This is a genomic window from Fodinibius salipaludis (assembly GCF_002287075.1).
GTDB lineage: Bacteria > Bacteroidota > Rhodothermia > Balneolales > Balneolaceae > Fodinibius > Fodinibius salipaludis.
The window spans coordinates 85,050-108,755 of the sequence record NZ_NSKE01000003.1; the positions used below are offsets into that span (position 1 = coordinate 85,050).

General features: G+C 42.0%; 23 protein-coding genes. 10 read left to right on the forward strand and 13 right to left on the reverse strand.

All coding sequences use genetic code 11. The annotated features are described in order from the left end of the window. Position 1: 1 nt before the first annotated feature. Entirely contained in the window at positions 2-787 is a 786-nt protein-coding gene (locus CK503_RS04600) for a hypothetical protein (RefSeq protein ID WP_095605626.1), read from the reverse strand. 159 nt (positions 788-946) lie between these two features. Between CK503_RS04600 and CK503_RS04605 the strand changes: the two genes are divergently transcribed. The 4 genes from CK503_RS04605 to CK503_RS04620 all read left to right on the forward strand — a co-directional run bounded on the left by CK503_RS04605 (position 947) and on the right by CK503_RS04620 (position 5,252). Then, the gene (locus tag CK503_RS04605; RefSeq protein ID WP_095605627.1) at positions 947-2,326 is read left to right on the forward strand and encodes a serine hydrolase domain-containing protein; all 1,380 of its coding nucleotides are present in this window, start codon (positions 947-949) and stop codon (positions 2,324-2,326) included. Between the two features lie 242 nt (positions 2,327-2,568). Further along, complete coding sequence (locus tag CK503_RS04610; RefSeq protein ID WP_095605628.1) at positions 2,569-3,636, forward strand: MFS transporter; 1,068 nt, start codon at positions 2,569-2,571, stop codon at positions 3,634-3,636. A gap of 409 nt (positions 3,637-4,045) precedes the next feature. Continuing rightward, positions 4,046-4,459 carry a DoxX family protein gene (locus CK503_RS04615; RefSeq protein WP_095605629.1) on the forward strand — a complete coding sequence of 138 codons (414 nt, stop codon included), beginning with the start codon at positions 4,046-4,048 and terminating at the stop codon, positions 4,457-4,459. 136 nt (positions 4,460-4,595) lie between these two features. Further along, on the forward strand, positions 4,596-5,252 hold the full coding sequence (locus CK503_RS04620) for an MliC family protein (protein WP_176466210.1): 657 nt from the start codon (positions 4,596-4,598) through the stop codon (positions 5,250-5,252). Positions 5,253-5,273: 21 nt separating this feature from the next. Here CK503_RS04620 and CK503_RS04625 read toward each other — a convergent pair whose 3' ends face one another. Together CK503_RS04625 and CK503_RS04635 are read right to left on the reverse strand one after the other, a co-directional pair. After that, on the reverse strand, positions 5,274-6,068 hold the full coding sequence (locus CK503_RS04625; RefSeq protein WP_095605631.1) for a hypothetical protein: 795 nt from the start codon (positions 6,066-6,068) through the stop codon (positions 5,274-5,276). 350 nt (positions 6,069-6,418) lie between these two features. Next, positions 6,419-6,775 carry a DsrE family protein gene (locus CK503_RS04635; RefSeq protein WP_095605633.1) on the reverse strand — a complete coding sequence of 119 codons (357 nt, stop codon included), beginning with the start codon at positions 6,773-6,775 and terminating at the stop codon, positions 6,419-6,421. A 184-nt stretch (positions 6,776-6,959) separates the two neighbouring features. Between CK503_RS04635 and CK503_RS04640 the strand changes: the two genes are divergently transcribed. From CK503_RS04640 to CK503_RS04650, 3 genes are all read left to right on the forward strand, one after another. Next, positions 6,960-7,502, forward strand: coding sequence for a peroxiredoxin family protein (locus CK503_RS04640; RefSeq protein WP_095605634.1), 543 nt, complete (start codon positions 6,960-6,962; stop codon positions 7,500-7,502). 5 nt (positions 7,503-7,507) lie between these two features. Next, positions 7,508-8,176, forward strand: coding sequence for a cytochrome c biogenesis CcdA family protein (locus CK503_RS04645; RefSeq protein ID WP_095605635.1), 669 nt, complete (start codon positions 7,508-7,510; stop codon positions 8,174-8,176). 69 nt (positions 8,177-8,245) lie between these two features. Beyond that, a complete protein-coding gene (locus CK503_RS04650) occupies positions 8,246-8,665 on the forward strand; it encodes a DoxX family protein (protein ID WP_095605636.1) in 420 nt (139 codons plus the stop codon). Between the two features lie 55 nt (positions 8,666-8,720). Here CK503_RS04650 and CK503_RS04655 read toward each other — a convergent pair whose 3' ends face one another. The 6 genes from CK503_RS04655 to CK503_RS04680 all read right to left on the reverse strand — a co-directional run bounded on the left by CK503_RS04655 (position 8,721) and on the right by CK503_RS04680 (position 14,023). Continuing rightward, positions 8,721-10,022, reverse strand: a complete 1,302-nt coding sequence (locus CK503_RS04655) for a rhodanese-like domain-containing protein (RefSeq protein ID WP_095605637.1) — start codon at positions 10,020-10,022, stop codon at positions 8,721-8,723. 62 nt (positions 10,023-10,084) lie between these two features. Continuing rightward, positions 10,085-10,927, reverse strand: a complete 843-nt coding sequence (locus CK503_RS04660; protein WP_095605638.1) for an L-histidine N(alpha)-methyltransferase — start codon at positions 10,925-10,927, stop codon at positions 10,085-10,087. 215 nt (positions 10,928-11,142) lie between these two features. Then, positions 11,143-11,385, reverse strand: a complete 243-nt coding sequence (locus CK503_RS04665; RefSeq protein WP_095605639.1) for an anti-sigma factor — start codon at positions 11,383-11,385, stop codon at positions 11,143-11,145. Positions 11,386-11,445: 60 nt separating this feature from the next. Continuing rightward, a complete protein-coding gene (locus CK503_RS04670; RefSeq protein ID WP_095605640.1) occupies positions 11,446-12,099 on the reverse strand; it encodes an RNA polymerase sigma factor in 654 nt (217 codons plus the stop codon). Positions 12,100-12,408: 309 nt separating this feature from the next. Beyond that, positions 12,409-12,618 (reverse strand): GDCCVxC domain-containing (seleno)protein, encoded by a 210-nt coding sequence (locus CK503_RS04675; protein ID WP_095605641.1) that lies wholly within the window; start codon positions 12,616-12,618, stop codon positions 12,409-12,411. Positions 12,619-12,652: 34 nt separating this feature from the next. Then, the gene (locus CK503_RS04680; RefSeq protein WP_217988333.1) at positions 12,653-14,023 is read right to left on the reverse strand and encodes an FAD-containing oxidoreductase; all 1,371 of its coding nucleotides are present in this window, start codon (positions 14,021-14,023) and stop codon (positions 12,653-12,655) included. A gap of 134 nt (positions 14,024-14,157) precedes the next feature. Between CK503_RS04680 and CK503_RS16055 the strand changes: the two genes are divergently transcribed. From CK503_RS16055 to CK503_RS04690, 3 genes are all read left to right on the forward strand, one after another. After that, positions 14,158-14,325 carry a carboxymuconolactone decarboxylase family protein gene (locus CK503_RS16055; protein WP_176466211.1) on the forward strand — a complete coding sequence of 56 codons (168 nt, stop codon included), beginning with the start codon at positions 14,158-14,160 and terminating at the stop codon, positions 14,323-14,325. A 305-nt stretch (positions 14,326-14,630) separates the two neighbouring features. Continuing rightward, complete coding sequence (locus CK503_RS04685) at positions 14,631-16,640, forward strand: monovalent cation:proton antiporter family protein (RefSeq protein ID WP_095605643.1); 2,010 nt, start codon at positions 14,631-14,633, stop codon at positions 16,638-16,640. A 277-nt stretch (positions 16,641-16,917) separates the two neighbouring features. Further along, the gene (locus CK503_RS04690; RefSeq protein ID WP_095605644.1) at positions 16,918-18,123 is read left to right on the forward strand and encodes a GAF domain-containing sensor histidine kinase; all 1,206 of its coding nucleotides are present in this window, start codon (positions 16,918-16,920) and stop codon (positions 18,121-18,123) included. A gap of 57 nt (positions 18,124-18,180) precedes the next feature. Here the strand turns inward: CK503_RS04690 and CK503_RS04695 are convergent, their stop codons facing one another. The 4 genes from CK503_RS04695 to CK503_RS04710 form a co-directional block, all read right to left on the reverse strand. Next, on the reverse strand, positions 18,181-19,263 hold the full coding sequence (locus tag CK503_RS04695) for a sensor histidine kinase (RefSeq protein ID WP_095605645.1): 1,083 nt from the start codon (positions 19,261-19,263) through the stop codon (positions 18,181-18,183). Continuing rightward, positions 19,260-20,078: an alpha/beta fold hydrolase gene (locus tag CK503_RS04700; RefSeq protein ID WP_095605646.1), complete on the reverse strand. Its 819-nt coding sequence runs from the start codon at positions 20,076-20,078 to the stop codon at positions 19,260-19,262. The genes CK503_RS04695 and CK503_RS04700 overlap by 4 nt, the downstream gene beginning before the upstream one ends. A gap of 274 nt (positions 20,079-20,352) precedes the next feature. Continuing rightward, on the reverse strand, positions 20,353-22,101 hold the full coding sequence (locus CK503_RS04705; protein ID WP_095605647.1) for a sensor histidine kinase: 1,749 nt from the start codon (positions 22,099-22,101) through the stop codon (positions 20,353-20,355). A 388-nt stretch (positions 22,102-22,489) separates the two neighbouring features. Next, positions 22,490-23,599, reverse strand: coding sequence for a fatty acid desaturase family protein (locus CK503_RS04710; protein ID WP_095605648.1), 1,110 nt, complete (start codon positions 23,597-23,599; stop codon positions 22,490-22,492). Between the last annotated feature and the right edge of the window lie 107 nt (positions 23,600-23,706).

Below are 23,706 nucleotides of genomic sequence, written 5' to 3' on the forward strand. Positions count from 1 at the left end.
CCTAAAAAGTAGATTCGTTATGTTTTTTCCACTCATTCTGGTCGTCGAAAAGCTGTGAATGAAAGACATCCATAATTTGGCAGGAATTTACAATCCCTCCGCAATAGCCCGGTTCCATGGCCAGCGTGATGCCATCGATGCGGGGGATCATATATTCAAATACGGGGTGGCCGGGGGCAATAATTTGTTTGATTTCGTCATCGGAATAACGTCGGAAATTTTCAGAGTAACGCTGCTTACCTTTACCGTGGATAAAGTAATCGAGATCTACATCAAAAAAGATGTTTTCATCTTCACGGCTGGTCATGTATTCCTGAAATTGCTCAAAATCCTGAAACTCATACACGCCGTGTTCGTTGTCTTCTTTATCAATAAAAGTACTTTCTTGATAGTCGGTCGTGTTTTGCAACAGAATGATATCACCAATTAGGTTTAGCCAGGCTGCGCAAAATATGTGTCCGTCATTGGTTTGGTCGAGTTGTGCCCAAACGTAGTTGCTTACATCGGAAAGATTGTTTTGGTCTAATTGTTCTAATGTAGCTTTCTGTTCATCAGGGACTGGAGCAAGGTCGCGATGCCAGTCGATGGTAACGAGCGTTGGTGCAGGCTGCTTAAGAAGGCCTTTGTTACTGAGGAGGTTTCGCCATTTCATCCAGAAAAAGAAGGCAAAGCGATGCTCCATGATGATGGCTTTATCGATGGAGCGATTGGGATCGGCGGCATGTGCAACTTCTTCCAAGTGGGTGCCGGGCGGGTTGCAACTGTTGGGTTCAATATTCTCGTACATGATACTTCATTAATCGGCTGTTGTGATGAATAAGAGCCCTTAAATTAGCAGACTTCGTGTTAACTTCAAGGTATATTAATTATTGATAATTTCAGACGAAACCCTATACTATAAAATTCGTAGTCGGTATGTTATTTATAAATTTAATATGAGACTATTATGAGAGTGCTTCGATTTAAAAATGTGTTATTGGGATTGCTTATTGTTGTTTTAATGCAATCGTTGGCATTGGGACAGTCATCAGCAATATTTGATAAGCAGAAGCTGGATACCTATCTGGAGAAACTGGCCGAAAAAAATAAAATGATGGGATCGTTGACCATCGATTCAGCGGGAAGTACAGTGTATCATAAATCGGTGGGTTTTAGGGACGTCGAGAATAACATTCAAGCCAATACTGATACCAAGTATCGCATTGGATCTATCACCAAAACCCATACGGCGACCATGATTATGCAGCTGGTTGATGAGGATAAGCTTGCACTCTCGACGCCGCTGGCTGGTTTTTATCCTCAAATACCGCAGGCAGAAAATATCACTATTGAGCATCTGCTTCGTCACCAATCGGGGCTGTATAACTTTACGAATGCCCCGGATTTTCCTGATTGGATGACCGAGCCGCGATCAAAAGAAGAGTTGCTGCAGATATTTTATGAGGATGATTCACAGTTTGAGCCGGGAGCTCAAGCCAGTTATAGCAATACAAACTACGTGTTGCTACAATTTATTCTGGAAGATATCACCGGTCAAAGTTATGCCGACCTGCTACAAGACCGTATTGTGGATCCGCTAAACCTACAGCATACACATTATGGTGATAGGATTGAGCCATCTGAAAATGAGGCGCTTTCGTACCAGTATCAGGGTAAGAAATGGAGAGCGGCTCCAGAAACTGCCCTCAGTATTCCGGGAGGGGCCGGGGCCATTGTATCTACTAATAGCGAGATGATTGGGTTTATTCGTGCGTTATTTAATGGAAAGTTGGTCTCTCAGCAGTCAATAGATAAAATGACTGACATTGAACAGGGGTTGGGAATGGGGTTGATGAGAGTGCCTTTCAATGATAGGTATGCTTTCGGTCATAACGGCGGTATTGATGGATTCCAGTCTCATCTCTCCTACTTTCCGGAAGAAGATGTTTCCATTGCTCTTGCGACTAATGGTTTACAGCATAGCATGAACGATATTCTGATTGGGGCCTTGAGCATTTACTTTGGACATGATTTTGAAATACCCAGTTTTGATGAAAAGACGATTACGCTAAGTGTTGAACAGATGAAAAAATATGTTGGTGTTTATACCACCGATCAGCTGCTAATGGAAATTGAGGTTTTTATTGAAGGCAGTACGTTGAAAGCCCAGGCAACAGGACAGCAGTCTTTTCCGCTGACAGCGAATAGTGAAACAAAAATGCGATTTGATCAGGCCGGTGTAGTGATGGAGTTTGATTCGCTGGAAAATGGAAAGTACCAGCACTTTACGTTGAATCAGGGGGGAGGCTCATTTCCTTTTACTCGAAAAGCCTCGAAAGAGCAATAAAGAGTTATTTTTAAATATTATTCTGAATTTTTCAGCCGAATTAAATGCTCGGCACTTTCAATGAGCCGGGCATTTGTAGTCACATAAATTAGAGAGTCGGAAAGGTTTCGGTTACCCGTAAATAACCGTATTTTTGGGGCTTCATTTGAGACAACAATAATTTGATATCATTTCAGTGAATTATCTGAGTTTTGCCCTCAAAGAGAAACGAATTTTGTCGTTTTGGGCTTTCTTTCACCTTTATGTCCAGCTTTGGACAAACCTTTCTAATCTCCCTGTTTGTCCCCTATCTCGGTAAGTGGATAGATGACTTACCTCTTCGTATGTACAGCCAGATGGTGGCTGCCGGACTGCTGGTAGCAAGTATAACGGTAGCGCTGTCTTGGCACGTGGCGCTATTGTTTGTGGGATTGGTATTACTCAGATTGTCGGGCCAAGGGCTTAGCAGTCATACTGCACAGACTGCCATGGCGCGTTACTTCGTGCACCAGCGGGGCAAGGCCCTCAGTATTTCCAGCCTGGGATATCCTGTTGGAGAAGGAATATTGCCATTAGCTATTGCGGGGCTATTGGGCATTTTTAGTTGGCGCGTGACCTGGGGCATTATAGTGTTGGTTATTGCCCTGTTTTTTATACCCCTTGTTCGTTTTATCCTGAGCAGTCGCGAATATAAAGATGTTGAGGATACAGAGGAGGGTTCCCAAGCGGCTGATAGTAGCTGGGAAGTATACAGGATGCTGGTAAAGGATTACCGCATATGGCTGGTAACGCCGGTAGTTCTACTACCACCCTTTTGGGCCACGGGATTATTTTTGTATCAGGTTTCTATTGCCGAGCAGCTTGGATGGACAGCCACGTTAATCGCTTCGGCCTTTGTAGCCTTTGCTGCCAGCAGAGTGGTAAGCTCTATTTCTATAGGTCCGTTGATAGACTATTTTAGTGCAAAAACGCTTATACCCTACTATGTACTTCCTTTCGGGGCCGGATTGGTGTTTGCCTATTATCATCCGGGAAGCTGGTCTGCCTTTGCCTACATGCTGCTTATTGGTGTTACTATGGGGGTAGGGAGTAATATAAAATCGGCACTGTGGGCCGAGTTATATGGCAGAGATGTTATTGGAACATTGCGGTCGGTATTTTCATCATTGATGGTATTAATTACGGCACTGTGCCCCTTTTTGATAGGTTGGGCCATTGATAACGGAATGGCAATGGAATCCATTATATTTATCGCTATTGCTACAATCGGCATTGCCACTTTGATGGCTTTTGCTGCATTCAATTTTACGACAAAGGAGGAGACAGTATGACAGAGCAAGAGCAGCAGGAGATGAAAGAAATATTAGGCGAAAAAAATTGAAGAGACTAAAGAGGAGATCGAACAGCTTGAAGAGCTTACAAAACCTGTGAAACCCGATAATGCCTACGGTCGATTGTCGCGAATGGATACGATCAATAATAAAACTATTAACGACAAAGCATTGCGCGAACGAAAAAAGTAGGCTTCAAAAATTAGAGCGGCCCAAAAAAGCTTGATGAGGGCAAGTACGGCACGATTTGTAAAGTGTGCTTAGAAATCATAATTATATTATTATTGATTATAGGGAACGCCACTTTGGGTATAAGTAATTTAATATGCAAAAGGGATTAATTTATTAGTATAATTCAATATTAAATCGTTTAATAAGAAAGAACACTTAATAATAAAAAAGGGGTATTATGTTAGATCGATTACGTTCTTCTAAGTTAGGTGAATTTGTGGATGCCGGAACATCGGCAGCAATTTTCCGAATTTTTGTTGCCTTCTTTATGCTGTACGGTCATGGCTGGGGGAAACTCATGAGTGTTTTCGGAGGCGAATTTCAATTTTTAGATCCTCTTGGTATTGGCCCAACAGCGTCATTAATATTAGCCGCTTTTGCCGAGGCAATCTGCTCACTGTTAATTATTGCTGGTTTTTGGACCCGCCTTGCTTCATTAATATTAACTATAAATATGGCAGTAGCTGTATTTTTTGTACATCTTCCCGGTGGCGACTGGTTTGGTGATATGGAACTTCCGGTATTATATTTATTAGCTTTTATCGTTATTTTCTTGCTTGGTCCCGGCAAATATTCTGTCGACAAAAGCTAAGGATAAATTAGAAGTATCATTGTTTATAGAGGGAGGGTATTTTACGATACTCTCCCTTTTATATATGCGTTTGTAAATGAAACTTTTCTTCCGACACAATTATATTTATTTGATATTATTTATAAGCCTAACTTTTATGGTGTTAGGCTGTAAACAGCAAGTTAAGCAAGATTCCAAAGAAATAGGTAATGGGGGCGAACTTGCTGAGTTACCCGACTTTAAATCCATAGAAACCGAGCAGGTTTTTGTCTATAATTGTGCTGACTCCCTTCAGTTTACTGCTCATGTAACTTCCGACAGTACGTGGCTTTTCTTGTCCGATACAACGTTAAAAGTGATGCCCGTAAAAGCTGGATCTGGTGCTCGGTACGAAGGGAATTCCTATTTATACTGGAGTAAGGGTAGCGAAGCTGTCTTTCAAAAGCCAAAAGGGTCATTTATGACCTGCCAGTCCGTTCCGAAAGAACGAGCCTGGGCCGCGGCAAAACTTCGGGGTGTCGATTTCAGGGCGTTGGGACAGGAACCCGGCTGGTTTTTAGAGCTTCAAAAAGAAAACCAGCTTAAATATGTGGGAAACTATGGAGAGGATACATTGATCGTTGAATCACCTGAACCCGAGGCGGATAGTCAGGATAAACGAACAGTATATCGCGCAGAAAGTGCGCAGCAGACGCTCGAGCTGGTAATTGAAGATACGCCCTGCACGGATATCATGAGCGGGTTCGATTTTCCCCAAACCGTAAGAGTCACTGTAGATGGTGAAACCTACAGGGGGTGCGGCCGATACCTGTAATAGGTTATATTTCCTAAAAAGTTATTGTAGATGGTCGACAAGCTCCCAGAGTTCAACCTTTATTAGATCTCGGGTGTTGTAGATCGTTTCAAAAAGCTCAGGCACATTACTGTTTTTACCCATCGTTTGCCGGATAATCTCTTCATTAAAACCAAACTCGAAATGTTCCAGTTCTTTAAAATGATTGCCGGTAGCGAAATTATACCCGTAATTCATTCCGGATGGCAAAACAAGTGAATATACCTCCCAGCCCGCCATTCGATCTCGTTCAATCCGTTCCAGATGAATGGGTTTGGCAATTTCATCCTCCAGCATCAAGTAGTCGGGATCTTTGCCTTGTGCTACTTCCATATAGTCCATCGATATGTACCGACTTGGCGTTGAGCCTGTATCAGCAAAGGCGCTGTCTTCGACCCTCCATATTTCAGACTTAACAAGGGTGGCAAGTTTAGTAAGTTGTTCCGCACCGCCTTTGGCTATTGCAGAAGGCACAAAGCCAGGTGCATTACTCGCAGAAAAATGGTCTCCCAACTTATCTATCGAAGAAGCCGTAGTAATACTTACAAAGTTGTAGCTGCTTTCTTGGCCACCCGGATATTTCACCTTGTATAGGTACCAGGCTTGTATATCATCATTCTCGAGGAGAGATCTAAATCCCGAGACAAGATCTTTGTCGGCCACCTTCAAGAATCGATCAAACTCTGTTTGGTTAACTTGGAGATAGTCAATTTTCTTGTAGAGATCATCCCCCGTTTGTGCAAATGAGGTTGCAAAAAAGACGAAACACAGTGCAAAAGGTAAGAGTAACTTCTTCATGTCAGCCCCCGCTTTTTTATGAAGTTGTATTACCAATTAAAGCAATTTATAATACAAATGCACTATTCGGCTGTTCTTATAACAAACAGGCCTTTCTATGCTACAGAAAATAGGTTAAGAGCGTTGGAAATGTTTTTTGGATTGAATAAGAAGTTGGAGTCATCGTTTCGTTGCGGTTACCCAAAAGTGCTCGGCGGCCGGGCTATGATTGCCCCTTCTGTTGAAGGTTGGCTTGGCAAACTACTAGCAAGGTATCTCAAAAGGTCGATTCCCGTCGATAAAAAAGATTCTCGCTCCCATAAAGTATGAGAACGAGAACCTTCAGGGGTATGATAAAAACTGTACGGATTCTAAAATGTTATGACCTGATACCCATCCGCGATAAAGTTTCTGAGGCTTGGATGCTGATCGTACTCGTCAAGTAAATCGATGTCAGATTCTTTTATCTCTTTAAAAACGCCGAATGCCTTTGCACAAAAGCGACATGCCCCGTGAATGTTACTTTTAATGGTCGCATAAAGTGGGTGAGCATCATGTTCTTCATCTTCCAGTTCGGGAATCCACTCAGTTCCTGCTCCGTCAAATACAATTTGAACTTTATCGTCGTGATCCTGGAGCTCTTTGGCAAGTTCCAGAGCGTTTACAACGCGTCCCAGTGATGCGTGAGATTCCGTTCCGGCTAATACTACGATAGCTACTTTATTCATGGCGGTAAAAGGTTAATGGATATTAGTTTTATTGTTAATGACGAGATTAGTTCAGGTTATCTTACCTGCTTATAAGTCATTTAATGCGATAAACTATATTTCTGAATTATATCGTAAGATTTTCGGAGGCCGCTTGTTCTAAAGAGTGAACTATTATTGAATCTCAAAATTATGTGATCATATCATGAAAGGATTGAACTTTGGTATTGCTGCTTTATTCTCGGCTTTACTTTTATTGGGGGCATGTTCTTCAGAAAATTCAGAATCAACGGAAAATAATAACGCCAAAAATGAGCAGAGCGAGCTTAAAAAAGCACCTGATTTTGAGGTTGAAACACTGGAAGGTGATACGGTAAGCCTGCAAAAAACGATGGAAGAAGATAAGCCACTGATGGTATATTTTACGGCTTCGTGGTGTCCCATTTGTGCTAAAAACTGGCCGGTGCTTTCCGAGGTATATCCAGATTACAAAGATCGAGTTAATTTTGTGGCAATTGGCATTGATCCCACCGATACGCGAGAGGTGATGGTAGATCTGGCTGAAGAAAAAGGATTTGAGTTTCCCACGACATGGGGGCATCCGCAAATTATGGTAGATTTCGGGGTGGAAAGCCAAGCAACGACTGTTGGAGTTAATCGTGATGGTTATATCGTTTTTCAAAAAAATAAAACGGCTCTGAACGAAGTGGAGTACAGAGAACTGTTTAACCAGTTGGTCAATAATTGAGATCCATGGAATTTATCTATTTCTCTTTTATACAGGGGGTTTTTGCATTCCTTGCTCCCTGTGCTGTAGCCATATTGCCGGGGTATATTGTCGCTTTTATTTCGAGAAATTCGCAGCAAAATCCGTCTACAACACGAAGATTTTATCGCGGATTAAAGTTAGCGATGCTAAGCATTTTGGGAATATTAGCTGTGTATGCTGTTGCAGGTGGACTGATTATCGTAGCTGCGCAGGTGTTAAAAGATAATATGGTATGGATCACTATTGGGATGGGTTCGGTGCTGGTAGTAATGGGATTTTTTATGGTGATGGGAAAAGACCTTTCATTTTCAATTAATATGAATAATCCCACCGATAGAACCGAAGCCGTTGAAGCATTTGTATTTGGCATTGCCTACGCTATTGGTGCACTGGGGTGTTTGTTCCCCCTATTTTTAGTGGTAGCAACACAGGCTATGGCCGCCCCAACAGTCTGGTTGGGAGCGTCTTACGTCGGCGCATATTTTGTAGGAATTAGCGGGATGATGGTTGGCGCTATCTTATTATCTGTTTTTGCCAAGGATTTACTCATGAAGTACCTCCGAAAAATACTTCCACACATGGAACGAATTACAGGAGGGCTCCTTATTCTGGCAGGCCTATATGTTATTTATTATCAAACGACCTTGCTTTAAAAAGTAAGATAACACGTCTTGTTGACATCAATAATTATAGCTCACAATAATAAAAGTTAGGGGTCACATATGGATCAACTAAATAAACTATCGGGAATAGCACATTGGTTACCGCGACTTTCATTGGCTGCAATATTTATTTTTCATGGATTTCCAAAGGTTGCGATGACGGGAGATGTGGCAGCTATGATGGGCATGCCATTTATCATGGTTTTAATGATAGGTATTGCAGAAGTAGGCGGAGCTTTGCTTATGCTATGGGGTGGATTTGGTCCGGATTGGGCTACACGATTATCCGGTATTATTTTTACTGGAATTATGATTGGTGCCATCGTGATGGTTCACGCCCAATATGGTTGGAACTCGATTAACATGGGTGATAACGGTGGACGCGGAATGGAGTTTCAGGTACTAATTATCGCTGTGTCCTTGCTTTATGCCTTTAAGGGAAATGCCATCAAAAAAGCGACAGAATCGGTTGCAGCATAAATATTCAATTTAAAACTGAGAAGGGATAAAGTTTTCCGCTTTATCCCTTTTTTATTTATACGTTTTTTAAAACAGATTGATCAGGTTCTCCGGTCTCAATAGGGTTTTCCGGATCGTTGCACCATTCAAACCATCCCCCATCATAGACCGAAACTTTGGGCCATCCCATCAGCCAGGCATTCATAAAAGCCTCGCTACCCCGCCAGCCGGTCCCGCAATAAAACGCTACATGTTTGTCGGGCGTTATACCCCCTTCTTTCCAGGCCGAGGCAATTTCTTGGTATTCCCGCATCGTATGGTCAAAATTGCGATAGTTTTCCATGTGGTAAGCGTCACTTCCACAATTGCCAAAAATAGCACCGGGAATTCGCCCCTTTTTTTCAATGTAGTGATAACCGCTGCGGTTGCCGATGAATTCCTCCCAGCTTCTGATGCTCACCAGTTCTCCCTTATTTGATGCCAACAGTTGCTTTGCTTCAGGTGTATCAATCATATATTCGGGGTTCCCGGGAATCTCTTTGCCGAAGTCTTCAACCGGTGTAGGATGATGTTCTTCAGTTGTCAAATCATAACCTCTCGTTTCCCAGCTGGTGATGCCGCCGTTAAGTATTCGAATGTCTTCTACACCGGCATAGAGCATGATGGCGGCACAGCGGAGCGCTCCAAGGTGACCCGCACTTTTACCCGGAAATTTTTCCTCATTATAAACGGGCGACGAAAAGCGTCCGTAAATTACGACCGTGGTATCGTGACGAATGCCCAACTTTTGAAGTGTTTCCTGAAGCTCTTCGGGCAAACGACGGTTCCATGTTTCCGTTGATTCCAGGCTGTTGGTATCAACAGGGATAGCTCCCGGAATATGGCCCTTGTGGTAATCTTCTATGTGATCATAATGGGAGTGACAAATAACATAGTCGTCATTATTAAAGTGGGGTGGTTGTTGTCCGTCAATGAGATTTTTTATCCACTCGGGATACACCAGATGCTTATATCGCGGTAATTGGTTAAGGGGAAGATCTGAATTTCCGGCCCACTCTTCTACGAAGTTGGTATAGATTTCTACATCTGAATAACCAAGATCAATTAACTTCGTGTACATTTCATTACTTTGATTCTCATCGTATCCGTACACGACAACAGGCTGATCCCGTGAAATCGATTTTTCTTCCAGCACTTCTACCCAATCCATGTATTGAGTCCATTGCATTGGAATACTTTTCGCTCCGGGGATATGTCCGCCTCGCTGCTCGTTTTGAAGGGCCCATCCATTATAAGCGGCAATGGGACGAACATCGATTAGTATAGCGTTGGTTTTTTCAAGCTTGGAAATAAGTTCTTGCGTAGATAGGGTATTCATGTTCGTAATATTTTGAGATCGTATGGGAATTAACGAATAGAGGTGTTGTAATTTGGGAAAAGTTATGTTCTCTGCAAATATTGAGTGGAAAAGTAATTATTGGCGTCAGTCCACACCTCTTTAACGGTAAACCAGAGAGAAACTAACTCCTCAAACTCTTCAATAGAGTATTTATAGGAGTTTTCGGTATGGATAGATTCTCCTTTTTGGAAAGAAAAGTCTTCGCCTGTAACCGTTACGCTATGATCTTTTTGAGCGATAAGATGCATTTCTATGCGCCCTTCATCAGCATTAAAAAATGCATGGTGCTTAAAATTACCGGAATCGAAAGTGCCGTCTAACTTACGGTTGATATGGTGCAATATATTCTTGTTAAAAGCAGCGGTAACACTCTTGTGGTCATTATAAGCGGCTTCAAGCACATCAATGTCTTTTTTTAAATCAACCCCAATTAAAATAGCTCGATCAGACAGGTCGGCATTTTTAAGTGGAGTGATGTAATTGTCTTCTTCTATACTATGGGGATCAAGCGTTAGTTCCCGTGCCAGCTGACATAGCCGCTTATCGACATCGTTAAGATCCAGTTTATTGTAGTTTGAACGCAACTGCTCAATGCGTTCTTGGTCTTTCCAGTAGTGATTAAGGACTTCTCCGTGATGCAGCTTGCAGTATTCACAATCATTGGTAGCAGAAACTACGACAGCCATCATTTCGCGCTGTGCTCTGCTCAGCGGTGATCTGGTAAACATGATGGACATATACAGGTCCATATGCGTAGTTATAGTCTCGGGATTCAAGCTTTGGATTTTGTGGATCCGGGCCAGTTTGCCTCGTCTCTGCTCAAGCTTTTTGTAAATATCTTTGAGTTTGCCATCCGCCTCATCAGGTTCAATAATATCTATAATGCCATTTGAGAACTATCCATGATTTAAATTTGACGGCGTAATTCATCCAAATATGTTAACAGATGAATTATAAACAGGTGTTCTTACAAATATTTTAAATAAGAGAAACAGTGATTCAACTAATTTTTATATTAAGGGGGGGGATGCTTAAGTCGGTGGTTTGGAAAAAGGTTATGTAAAATGAGAAGGGAAATACTTCTCCCAATTAAGTGAGCTTAATTATCATTTTCGATATTGCGCAGTGCTTCCAGCAGGGCTTGATATTCCTCACGGCAACTTCCGCACTTATCGAGATGATCTTGAACTAATGGCTTGGCTTCAGCAGGCGATTTGCCAGCTAATTCCAGTTCGGCAAACTCGTGGAGCTCATCAAAGCACTCTTCGCATCCGATCTCCTGATCGGTTGCCATCTGCGCCGATTTAATTAGTTTTTTTAGTATGTCAGGTGTTAATTCCATGTTAACTATTATGATATCTTTTGTTACTCATAGTCACTGATGTTGCAAGGTGAACAGATCTTACAGTTTATTAAGCATTTTTTCGGGATCGATCCCTTCCAGTTCCAGTTTCGTTTTTATTTTCATCCGTGCATCGTACACAAGTTTGTACAACGCATTACGGTTAGTATGCATTAGCTTAACAACAGCGGGCATAGGCAATCCTTGAATCATCAGCGCATTTATGGCTTTCTTTTGCTTATCGGTAAGCTCTTCGTTAATGATCTGCATCACTTTATCAATAAGCTGTGATTCATGTAGCGAACGGTCGGGACTTGTTTCGTTACTGGCAACAGAGAGCGAAAAGACTTCTCGGCTTTCGTCATTTGGCTTGAGATCTTCAATTGAAATGTCGTCATAACGCTTCAAGCGCAGTTCAGTAAGACCTTCGCGCACGGCAATTTTCATAGCCCAGGTAGTAAGCTTACTCTCTCCCCGAAAAGTATCAATATTATCTAAGACTTTGAGGAGTGCATCCTGGGCTACATCCTCTACAAACTGATCCAGCTCGCGATCAACATATTTGTGTAAAGCCGGCTTAAGGCCTTGAATAAGCTTTTTTCTCAATACTTCAACGGCTTGTTCGTCTACCGGTGGAGATAAAGCCTCAACCCATTCTTCGTTGGTGTCGTAAGATGTTTTCTTATTACGACGTCTCTTAAACCAGTTGATCATGTTATCCAGTTTTTATTTTTCTATCGAACTGTAAATAATAATAGTCATGTCTCTATTCAAGTTTCACGGGTTAAGTCATGCAATAATCTTATTGTTTGGAATTAGCTTATCAAGTTTTGGGCAATCTCAGAACTTGCCGGGATGGGAAACCAACTACTGTAAAGTTTTATGATCTTAAACAACGGGACGGACTGGCCAATATTGGCATCTCGGGGCTTTATAGCTTGCCTAATTTTTAAATTATCAAACCTACCTTGCAGGGTAAATTTGATTACCATAAACTATCCTGGGCAAATGAGTAGGTTGTTATTAACAACAGTGTTGGTCTTGCTGCACTGGCGGACACGCAGTATCTCCATAGGAACAAAACACACAGCAGTCTTCCTGTTTGGCTTTTAGCACCTCACCGCAATGGGGACATTCCCAGAAGTACTGGCAGGAATCCTCGGGCATGGTTTCTTCGGTCTTTTTTCCGCAATTGGGGCAGGTTACTGTGGATGTAAGGGGAACTTCACTCATAATTAATTTTACTGACGAAAGTTAAACGTTAGTTTTAGTCCAAATGCTCGAGGTTCTCGAGCATTGTAGGGATAAGTTCAGAAACTGTTGGGTGGATATGAACCGCATCCCGAATTGTGGTATAGGGTTCATCGGCGTACATCATATCAATGAGGGAGTGGATAATTTCGTCTCCTTCAATGCCCAGAATAGCCGCCCCTAAAATCTTCTCGGTATCAGCATCAATGAGAATTTTCATAAAACCCTTGGTTTCTCCCTTTTCTTTGGACCGGGCAATGTGATCCATTGCTCTTTTGCCAATTAGCACGTTACGGTCGGAGGCTCGAGCTTGTGATTCCGTCATCCCCACACGCCCCAATGCCGGATCTATATACAATGCATAACACATAATACGGTCGGACAGGCGGCGCGGATTATCATCAAAAAGGTTGGCCGCAACAATTTCAAAATCGTTGTAGGCGGTATGGGTAAAGGCCCCTTCGCCGTTGCAATCGCCTAATGCCCAGACATCATCAGCGGTCGTTTGCAGCTGATCGTCAACCTGGATAAATCCTCGATCATCGGTTTTTATAGAGGTGTTTTCCAGTCCCAGGTCATCGGTATTGGGGCGACGTCCCGTGGCTAAGAGCAGGTGAGATCCTGTTATCTTGGGAGGCCCGTCATTACAGTTAACCTCAACGACAACCTGACCATTGTTTTTAGATCCGCCAATGCATTCGGCATTAAATCGAAAGTTCACGCCTTCATCTTCCAAGATGTCCTGGATGGCTTCCGAAATATCTTCATCCTCTTTGGGTAACAAGCGTTCACCTTGTTCAACAATGGTAACTTCACTGCCGAAACGCCGGTACATCTGTCCAAATTCCAATCCAATATACCCACCGCCGACGATAATCAGGTGCTTGGGCACTTCATCCAGCTCCATGATGCTGGTATTTGTCAGATAATCAACATCTTCAAATCCGGGCGGTATAAATGCTCGTCCCCCTACATTGATAAAAATTTTGTCGCCTGTTATCTGATCATCTCCCACTGACAAAACTTTCGGTTCTTCAAAGCGGGCATGTTCCTCATATACCGTCAGGTTTTCGGTACTCTTCAGCCAGTTTTCGACGCCTTCGGTAGACTCTTTTACAATAGCATCCTTTCGGGCTTTCACTTTTTCCATATCAACTATTACCGGACCGTCAATTGATACTCCAAAATCCTCCATACGCCGGGCCATGTATGCAGCGCGGGCACTGGCCACCAGCGTTTTGGTAGGCGTACATCCGTTATTTACGCAAGTTCCTCCAAACAGATGCCGCTCAATGACGGCGGTCTTTAACCCCTCTTGTGCACAGCGGGCTGCCAAGGAAGGCCCCGCTTGTCCCGTGCCAATAACAATTGCATCGTATTTGTCCATAATTAGTTACCACTTACGTTACAGTTTAAAAACTCGCAATAAAAATTGGTAGCAGTGTTACCAAGACTCTGTTTGTACCGAAGATCTTACGATATGTTTTGGGATGGTGATATTCGAAACCTATATCGTAAGAAATGTTTGATCTTCAGGCATTTATAGATGTCGGATATAGCAAGCAAAATGTGCTGGAAGTGAACCTGATTATTGCTTTAAAGAAGATCAGCAATTACACCAATCATTTGGCAGAAACACCGCTTGATGAGGCGTTTGAGCCGAAAAAAATCGCTTTTGCAAAGGCTTAACCCCAAACAAAGTAGATTTAGATATGAGCCTGCCTGTTTAGGCAGGCTTTTTTATTATCCAATATTTATACTTGTATGTGCAATCATATAAATTATTTCTGGGCATATTTTAATCTGTATAGGCTAACCATAGTTAATTATGTTCTCCATATTATAGAGGATAAAGCGGAGTGGAGGGCAATTTTGTTTAAAATTAAGCCATTATTTAATAAGGGGTTACCAAGAAAAATTTATACTTTATTTACCATTTAGTCCCGGGTTTTAAACAAGGGCAGGACTATTAATATTTATCATAATGTCTGTTTATGGTTTTAGCGGTAGAACTTCCGTTTCTGAATGAGCTTGTTGCACTTTTCTTAGTAAGTGTTGGGATTGCCTACCTATGTTACCGGCTTAACCTGGTGCCTATTGTCGGATTTCTTATTGCCGGTGTAATTATTGGTCCCAATGCCTTGGCATTAGTTCCGGATCAAGAGCTTGTAGATATTCTTGCTGAAATAGGAGTAATTTTACTGTTGTTTACGATTGGCATTGAATTTAGCCTCAAAAAATTAAATCGGATACGAAAAGCTATTGTTATAGGAGGCGGATTCCAGGTAACCGTTACAACGCTGGTAGTGGTTGGATTATCAATGGCATTTGGGGTTTCACTAAACACTGCGATATATACGGGATTCTTGGTAGCATTGAGCAGTACCGCTATTGTGCTGGGATTATTTAGCCAACGAAATGAAACGGATACCCCCACGGGTCAGCTTTCACTGGCGGTATTAATTTTTCAGGATTTGTCTATTGTTTTAATGGTTTTGCTTGTGCCGCTCCTGGCCGGGCAGTCAGAGTCTGTATTTGATGTATTCTGGATACTTGGAAAAGCTGTACTCCTGATTCTTGCTGTGCTTGTTTTGGCGCGACGTATTGTTCCATGGATCTTGGAAAAGGTAGCAAAAACCAAGAATCCAGAGCTTTTTTTGCTGACGGTAGTAGCAGTCTGTTTCGGGACGGTTGCGCTTAGCAGTATGGCAAATGTGAGCCTGGCACTTGGAGCTTTCTTGGCGGGTTTGGTGGTAAGTGAAAGTGAATTCAGCGAGCAGGCCTTAAGTGAGATTCTGCCCCTTCGAACAATTTTCAATGCAGTCTTTTTTGTATCGGTGGGCATGCTGTTGGATCTTAGCTATGTGCTGGAATATCCTCTCTTGCTGCTTGGTATTGCAGTTTTTGTGATCTTGCTAAAGCTGATTATCACCTCAGCCGGATTGCTTACGCTTGGTTATCCCGTACGAATTGCTGCCGCTTCGGGATTGGCACTGGCACAAATTGGTGAATTTTCTTTTGTACTTGAGCGAGCCGGACGCGCAGCCGGAATAACCCCTGCCGGAATGGGAGAGTTGGGATCACAGATATTCATTGCTGTTTCGGTACTGCTGATGATTGGGACGCCCTTCCTGTTAAATGCAGGACCCCGGTTAGGTGAACTGCTTAGCCGTACACCGCTCAATAAATTGGCAGAAGACGCAAAAGGTAAACAAACGGATTACAAGAAGAGTTTGGAAGATCACGTAATAATTGTAGGGTATGGACCTGCTGGCCGTCATTTGGAGCAGGTATTGCATGAAACCGGCATTCCCTATGTGGTTATTGAAATGAATCCCGATTCAGTGGAAGAGATGAGAGCAAATGATATTCCCGCTATCTATGGAGATGCGGGACGTATTCATATAATCGAAAAAGCGGGCATTGAGAAGGCTAAAATGCTGGTAATTGCTACCAATGATCCAGCTACCAGTCCCCGAATTATACGAATAGCTCGGCATCATAATCCAACACTGCAAATTGTCGTGCGCACCCGGTATTTGTCAGATGTTGATCAGCTTAAAGAATTAGGAGCCGACGATGTAATTCCCGAGGAGATGGAAACTACAGTACGTATCTTCTCGAAGGTACTTGGAGCTTATAGGGTACCGCAGGATGAAATCAAAGGCCATATTCAAACCCTGCGGGCGCATGATTATGAAATTCTGAGGGGAAGTGTACAGGAGGCCCATCTGATGGTGCTTGAAGGGCTTGATGAGGAAGGTTTACATACACGGGCTGTGGTGGTCCGCGAAGGAGCTCCGGTAGTTGGAAAAACACTTCAGGAGTTGGAACTGCGTAAAAAGTATAGCTTAACCGTACTGGCCGTTAAGAGAGGAGATGAAACGATCGGTAATCCAGCCAGAGATTTTGAACTGGAACCCGGCGACCGGTTGGTGATGGTAGGTATGGCAGATCGTTTTGCAGAGTGTGCCGAGTTGTTCCGGACCCCGATAGGGAGTTGAAAAGTATTTGGAGTTGTATCTATAGAAAATGAGCTTGTCCCTTTATCAGGAATTGAGTCCTTCTATTTTTATATTTATCGGACTATATTCTTGTTTACCTATCTGAAATGCATTCTGTTTTTACCTCTGAAGAACATTAATAATCTTTTAAGCATCGTAAGATTCTTAGGGCAAACTACGTCTATATGTTTTAGGTGATAAGCTGTATTTCGAGTTCGATAATCTTATTAGTTTTATTCAGCAAAACGACTATACTAACAATTTTCAGAGGTATTCTATGGATGCTCCCCAACCCGATAATGAATTTGAACGACTAATCGAGCTCTCAGAACTCGATTTAGACTATAGTAATCTTGAAGATCACCTTGAGGATTTGACAACATTGGCTGCCCGTATTGTTGGTAGCAAGGTATCACTGGTAAATCTTATTGATAATTATACACAGTGGTCGGTTGCAGATTATGGAATAGATTTGCAGCAAATGCCGCGCGAAGATTCAGTTTGCCAGTACACTATTTTAGAGGATAATGATCTCGAAGTTAAGGATCTCTCCCAAGATCATCGATTTAAAGCAAAAAAATATGTGAAAAATGATCCCACCTTAAAATATTACTATGGGATACCCCTGAAGACCTCTAATGGAACCAATATTGGCGCATTATGCGTGATGGATCCTGAGGAAAAGAATATTTCGCCCGAAGATAAAGAGCTTCTCCACCTAATTGCCAAGCAGGTGGTACGGCGGTTAGAGGCTCTAAAAAGTATCAACGACCTGCAAAATAGGGTGGAAGAGCTGAGCCAGACCCATCGAAAAGTCAGCCACGATATTCGTAATCCTATTTCCGGAATTATAGGAATTGCTCAGCTGATGAAAGATGATATAAAGAATGAGCAACTTAATGAAGTTTTAGAATATGTTGAGATGATCGAGCAAGGGGGAAAGACCCTGTTAGAACTGGTGGAAGAAATCATGGACCGCGAAGACACGCAAGAAAAAGAAAAGCCCGATGCGAAAAAGTTTAGCTGCAGTAGTTTTTGTCAAAAATTGAATGAACTCTACCAGCCTCAGGCGAAGTCAAAGGGTGTGGAACTGAATATTCGGCCTTTGGAAGAGTCTGACGATGTGCTGTTTTCTAAAAGTAAGCTCCTGCAAATCGTCGGAAATCTTATAACGAATTCCATCAAATTTACAGAAGAGGGAGGAGAAATAGAGGTGGAGATAAACGTTACAGAGACAAATAAGGAGATCAAAAATAATAAACTAAGAATAAAGGTAGAAGATACGGGCGTTGGGATGGAACAAGAAAAGATTGAGGAAATATTGGATGGATCAGCCAAGTCGGAAAGTGGAACCGGGGGTGAAAAGGGATACGGTTTTGGATTGTCTCTGGTACATTATCTCGTAAGTAAAGCGGATGGAAAAATGGAGATTGAGTCGGAGCTCGGGGAAGGGACTTCATTTATAGTTCAGCTGCCAGTCTAAAAAAGCGCCATAAGCTAATAGCGAGCGGGTTACTTTGTGGACTTTAGTCAACATACTTTAGTTAGTTTTTGCCAGTGGAATTTTGACGGAGAAAATAGACCCTTCACCTTCTTCGCTGCTCACCGTTAAATTACCTTCCATTAGGGTTACAAGTTTTTTACTGATTGGGAGTCCCAGCCCAAATCCACTTTTGCCTGAGTCTGAACTATTGTTATCCATTTGGTTAAAAGGCTGGAAGATTTGATCAATTTTTTCGGCGGGGATTCCAATGCCGGTATCTTTTATATGTATTTTAGCATATTGATCCTCTTTTTCCGTAGATAGGATCACTTCGCCCCCAGACTCAGTGTATTTGATGGCATTTGTTAATAAGTTCATGATAACTTGTTTAAGTCGGTCTTTGTCGGCAAAGACTTTAAGCTCGGTTTTTTCACTTCTGGTTAGTTCGATTCCTTTGTCTTCAGCATCGTGCATAGCCATCATAAAGGAATTCATGAGAACCTCCTCAAGTAGTACCATTTCGTTGTTGACTTCAAAATAACCCGATTCAAGTTTGGCAAAGTTTAGAATGTCATCAGCTAATCTTGCCAGGTCTTTACCGGCATTTTTGATAAGACCCAAATATTTACGCTCTTCACTCCCGGCGTCACCATTAATCTCATTAGATAAAAGATCGACCATCCCGAGAATTACATTTAATGGACTACGTAGTTCATGGGACATCATCGACAGAAGTTTTTCCTTTTTGTCGCTCTTTTTTTCTGCTTTCTTCTTGTCATACAGAATTCGGTCTTCATATTCGGAGCGGCGCTCCATTTGAAGAACAATGCAGCGATTTATTGGGTCATCGTTTTCTACTATTCGTTCGGCATTAATCAATACAGGTATATTTTCCCCTTCTTTGGATTGAAAGGTTAAATAAATCTCATTCACCTGTTTTTTCATTTTTAACATGGGAAACAGGTGGGTTTGATAAAAAATCTTGGCACCCGGCGTTAGGATAATTTCAATATGATTATCAACTAATTGCTCCTCGGTATAGTTAAAAATATCACAAATTCGGTTGTTTACCTGTGTCAGTATTCCTTCATCATTAAATTCCAGATAACCGCAGGGTATTTGATTTATAACTGAGCTCATGATCTTGTTAAGTCTTGTTTCAGGTAATTGTCGATAGCTTCAATTGTCAATTCCGGATCAGACATATGCGGACAGTGGCCATTTGCCGGGAGTACTTCCAGCGTGCTATCTTTAATTTGGGAATGCACATATTTGCCAACCCGCAGTGGTGCAATGGAATCATTTTCGCACTGGATGATAAGTACAGGTACGTCTACCTCAGGGAGATCTTCACGATTATCAGAAAGGAAAGTGGCTTTGGCAAATTCACGAGCTATAACGGGATCGGTAGAGCAAAAACTTTCTTCGAGTTCTTCTGTTAACTCAGGTTTGTCTTCATTTTTCATGACTTCAGGAGCAAAAAATTCCGCCCATCCGATATAATTTTTTTGCATTAGCTGCAGTAGCTCCTCGATAGTACTACGGTCATATCCCCCATAATATTCAGGAGGATCATTGAGATAGCAGGGAGAGGGACCGATCATAATCAGGTGCTTAAACTTTTGAGGTTCTTTAATAGATGCCAGGGCACCGATAATTGAACTTACCGAATGCCCTACGAATATGACATCATCAAGTTCTAAAGCATCAATAACCTCTAAAACATCCTGTACATAACCATCGAGGGTGTTATATCGCTCAGATTTATAAGCACTGGTATCGGAATTGCCGAACCCCACATAATCAAAAAGAATAATTTTGAACTTGTCTTTGAATGCCGGGGTTATAAATCGCCACATATGTTGGTCACAGCCAAATCCATGGGCAAAAATAATGGGTATTTCTCCGTCTCCTGTAATGGTAACATTATTTCTTTCAACAATGTTATGGGACATAATTATATCAAATTAAAAATGAGTGAGGATGAGGATGTACTATTTTATAACATTTTTAATATAGTTAAGTTTATTCTGGGAAATAGCTGGCACTGGGTCCGCTGGATTGTTTTTTGGGAAATCTGATATGGAATGAAGTTCCATTTTTGGTGTCGATGTTAACTTCCCCATCGATCTGATCGATAAGTTTCCCCAAGAGAGCTATCCCCAGCGTATTAGTTCTTTCCGGAGTTTTTCGTCATAGCTCCCATCCCATTATCAGATATTTGTATTTTCAATTTACTGGGAACGTAATTTGGAAAGTGGTCCATTCATCATCCGGTAATATTTCTAACTCGCCTTCCAACTGCTGGGTTAGTGTTTGAATTAATGTCATGCCCAGTGATTGCTGGTCCTCAAGGCTAAAGTCGGTGGGAAGTCCCTGCCCGTTATCTGCAACACGGAGAGTTGCCCTCCCATTTTCTTTTGTCAAGGTTATATGTAGCTCCCCGTTTTTAACGTCTGTGAAGCCATGTTTGTAGGCATTATTCAGCAACTCGTTTAATATGAGTCCGACCGGTACGGCCTTGGTTATGTCCAAACTAAAGCTTTGAACCTCTTGTGTTATGGTAATATCTTTTTGGTCTGATCCAAAAGAGCTGGCAATCATGTTGGCAAAATCTCCAATGTATTCCTGGATGTCTATATCAGAAAGTGTTTTGGTCTGATATAGTTTTTCATGGATCATCGCAATAGAATGGATGCGAGACTGAGTATCCTGGAGTATGGGGGTCACTTCTTCACTGGCTTCATTTTTTTGGAGCTCAAGCAGGCTCGATACCACGGCCAGATTATTTTTTACGCGATGGTGGATCTCCTCTAATAGAGTCTGTTTTTCTTCAAGAGATTTTTGTGTTTCAACTTCATGTTTTTTCCGATCCGATATATCCCGTACGGTTCCTACGATGGCAGTTGGATTCCCGTCGCTGTCTTTTACCAGCGATCGTTGATTATTAACCCAGATATAATTTCCATCTTTTGTTTTGATGCGAAACTCAGTTTCTCTGGAAAAATGGTCTTCAACTCCTTTACCCTTCATCTCTTCAATTTCTTTATTCAATTTTTTAAGATCTTCGGGATGGATGCGATCCAAAATAAATTCAGGTCCTTTATTTACTATGTGATCCGGCGAATAGCCAAGCATATGTTTTACAGCGGGACTCATGTATTGGTAGGCACCGGATTCAAAATCCATCTGGTAAATTACATCGCGAGAGTTTTGAAGGACTGTGCGGAATTTGGCTTCGCTTTTAGTCAGTTTTTTGTTCAGACTATTAATATCCCTAAAATAACTGCGGGTAATGAAATACCCTGTAATGAAGATAATTGCTCCCAGCGTTACGATAGACCAGAAGAGTACCGTTCGAATCCAGCGAGCACCGTCTGCCATTGTTGCTGAAAACGAGCTTTCCAAGTTGGTTAATCGTGTATCTATAGTGGAAATTTCTTGGATAAACTGATTTCTGGCATTATTGTCTAAACGATCTTCTCGGATTGTTTGATGTAAGATGCGACCTAAGCTGTCCAGCTTCGCAATTTGTTTGTCTCCTTGTTTCCAGATGTGAAAAGCCTGTTTCAGATAGGATATATCTTCATGGAATTGGGCAAGCCATATTAACAGATCAATATCATCGGGATGAATATTATCAGCAGTTTCAAATCCCCGGAAAGCCAGGTCGTAATCCGGATTGGCTGAGATCAGCGTTTGACGAGTTGTTTTAAATGCTTTGTGCAGCTCCAGTTCTTTCCTGAACTGTTTATAAAATTCCGGTTGCTCTTTAACGCTGTATTGAATAAGCAGACTCGAAGCTTCTTTTTGGGCTTTGGTCCATTGACCTTCAGCTCCTACATACGCCCTGACCGCAGAAAGTGTTTTTGTTCCATAGTGTGTTGTTATGACTGTAAACAGAGCCAGACCTATAAAAACTGATATTATTGCAATGTTTCCCCTCTTACTGTGGATTTTTTTATTTAGGTTAGCCATGCAATATTTTATCTGTCCTGCGGTAGGTCATCCAATCATTATTAGAATATATGTAACCTTGAGGATATAACAAGTTGGTTCTTTTGATAATGCATGGAATGAGCCGTTAATGAAGATTATTGATGAGGGTAGATAACCGGGTGAGCCGGGATTCTCTTGTTGGGGAGGATATTAAACAGGGTTGTTCAGGCCCCCTGTGGATAGTAAAAAGTTATACCTCTAAGTGACTATGCGACGATAATAGACATTTCAGTGGTTCCGTAGTCTGTTACTTGCTTTAAAGGGTTACAAAGGGAAACAGGACAAACCCAAGAATTTGCAAAAATATATCAGCCCTAAAGCGAGTATTACATGATCTTTTGGGTTAAAGAAAAAGAATACGTCTGCCTCACGCCTGTGCTTCAGTGTAAGTGAATTCCGGATCCCCAAACTTTTTAAGCGTACGATAATGAGAGGCCACAGCTTCAAAAAAGGTTTCGTGGTGGTTGTAGGGGATGTCAAACTCCTTGGCCGTTTTCTCAACAATAGGACTAATAGCAGGATAGTGTACACTGCATATCCTGGGAAATAGGTGGTGCTCAATTTGAAAATTTAATCCGCCGACAAACCAGCACAAGGCCTTGTTATCTCGAGCAAAATTGTTGGTAGTCACCATTTCGTGAATCATCCAGTGCTCGTCTATCATATTTTCTTCGTCCGGCACCGGGTGATCTGTTCCCTCCACGACGTGGGCAAGCTGAAAGATTACGCCAATAATAACCCCTGCCGTCAGTTGAAGAGTTAAAAAGCCAATCAAAAGATGAACCCAGGTAATATCGAGCAGGAGCATGGGCAGTACCAGTATGTAGGTATAGTAGATGGCCTTAGTTACAAATAGAATAATCCATTCGCTTATGGGATGAGACTTATCTTTATACGGCCCGATATTTGTTTTGAGGAAATGCTTGTAATCTTTGATAAACACCCAAAAAACCATGGCCAGACTATAGGCAAAAAATGCCAGAATATGTTGCACGCGATGAATCGGCTTATGTTCGGAGTGCGGGGAGAGTCGAATAAAGCCCGCTACTTCAAGGTCTTCGTCGTGACCGTGAATATTAGTGTAGGTGTGATGGATAATATTGTGGGTGATCTTCCAGATATAGCCGTTTGCCCCGAGTAGATCAAAGGTAAATCCCAGGGCACGATTGACATACTTGTTGGAAGAATAAGCACCGTGGAGGGCGTCGTGCGATACCGAAAATCCAACCCCGGCCATTCCAATACCCATCAGAAAAGTAAGAAACCACATGGTTCCGAGTGAAAACTGCCCGGAGATAATTAAGGCATAGCATCCTAAATAGACGGATAACAAAATAATGGTTTTCAGAACCATCTGCGCGTTGGCATGCTTGGAGATATTATTCTCTTCAAAATATTGATCCACCCGCTGCTTTACCGTTTTACTAAATTCCCGGCTGGTACTATTGTTAAATGTAACTTTTTCGACGTTAGCCATATTCTTAAGCTTTTTTAGTACACTTAACATCAAAATTGACAAAACTTCGCCAAGAGAACCTTATACAATTCTTGGCTTTTGTTGCATATTTTTGACATCTGTGATGA

Bases quoted from the DNA above. Each gene is read 5' to 3' on its own strand.
- CK503_RS04600 (WP_095605626.1), bottom strand. From the start codon at position 787: ATGTACGAGAATATTGAACCCAACAGTTGCAACCCGCCCGGCACCCAC.
- CK503_RS04605 (WP_095605627.1), top strand. From the start codon at position 947: ATGAGAGTGCTTCGATTTAAAAATGTGTTATTGGGATTGCTTATTGTT.
- CK503_RS04610 (WP_095605628.1), top strand. From the start codon at position 2,569: ATGTCCAGCTTTGGACAAACCTTTCTAATCTCCCTGTTTGTCCCCTAT.
- CK503_RS04615 (WP_095605629.1), top strand. From the start codon at position 4,046: ATGTTAGATCGATTACGTTCTTCTAAGTTAGGTGAATTTGTGGATGCC.
- CK503_RS04620 (WP_176466210.1), top strand. From the start codon at position 4,596: ATGGTGTTAGGCTGTAAACAGCAAGTTAAGCAAGATTCCAAAGAAATA.
- CK503_RS04625 (WP_095605631.1), bottom strand. From the start codon at position 6,068: ATGAAGAAGTTACTCTTACCTTTTGCACTGTGTTTCGTCTTTTTTGCA.
- CK503_RS04635 (WP_095605633.1), bottom strand. From the start codon at position 6,775: ATGAATAAAGTAGCTATCGTAGTATTAGCCGGAACGGAATCTCACGCA.
- CK503_RS04640 (WP_095605634.1), top strand. From the start codon at position 6,960: ATGAAAGGATTGAACTTTGGTATTGCTGCTTTATTCTCGGCTTTACTT.
- CK503_RS04645 (WP_095605635.1), top strand. From the start codon at position 7,508: ATGGAATTTATCTATTTCTCTTTTATACAGGGGGTTTTTGCATTCCTT.
- CK503_RS04650 (WP_095605636.1), top strand. From the start codon at position 8,246: ATGGATCAACTAAATAAACTATCGGGAATAGCACATTGGTTACCGCGA.
- CK503_RS04655 (WP_095605637.1), bottom strand. From the start codon at position 10,022: ATGAATACCCTATCTACGCAAGAACTTATTTCCAAGCTTGAAAAAACC.
- CK503_RS04665 (WP_095605639.1), bottom strand. From the start codon at position 11,385: ATGGAATTAACACCTGACATACTAAAAAAACTAATTAAATCGGCGCAG.
- CK503_RS04670 (WP_095605640.1), bottom strand. From the start codon at position 12,099: ATGATCAACTGGTTTAAGAGACGTCGTAATAAGAAAACATCTTACGAC.
- CK503_RS04675 (WP_095605641.1), bottom strand. From the start codon at position 12,618: ATGAGTGAAGTTCCCCTTACATCCACAGTAACCTGCCCCAATTGCGGA.
- CK503_RS04680 (WP_217988333.1), bottom strand. From the start codon at position 14,023: ATGGACAAATACGATGCAATTGTTATTGGCACGGGACAAGCGGGGCCT.
- CK503_RS16055 (WP_176466211.1), top strand. From the start codon at position 14,158: ATGTTTGATCTTCAGGCATTTATAGATGTCGGATATAGCAAGCAAAAT.
- CK503_RS04685 (WP_095605643.1), top strand. From the start codon at position 14,631: ATGGTTTTAGCGGTAGAACTTCCGTTTCTGAATGAGCTTGTTGCACTT.
- CK503_RS04690 (WP_095605644.1), top strand. From the start codon at position 16,918: ATGGATGCTCCCCAACCCGATAATGAATTTGAACGACTAATCGAGCTC.
- CK503_RS04695 (WP_095605645.1), bottom strand. From the start codon at position 19,263: ATGAGCTCAGTTATAAATCAAATACCCTGCGGTTATCTGGAATTTAAT.
- CK503_RS04700 (WP_095605646.1), bottom strand. From the start codon at position 20,078: ATGTCCCATAACATTGTTGAAAGAAATAATGTTACCATTACAGGAGAC.
- CK503_RS04705 (WP_095605647.1), bottom strand. From the start codon at position 22,101: ATGGCTAACCTAAATAAAAAAATCCACAGTAAGAGGGGAAACATTGCA.
- CK503_RS04710 (WP_095605648.1), bottom strand. From the start codon at position 23,599: ATGGCTAACGTCGAAAAAGTTACATTTAACAATAGTACCAGCCGGGAA.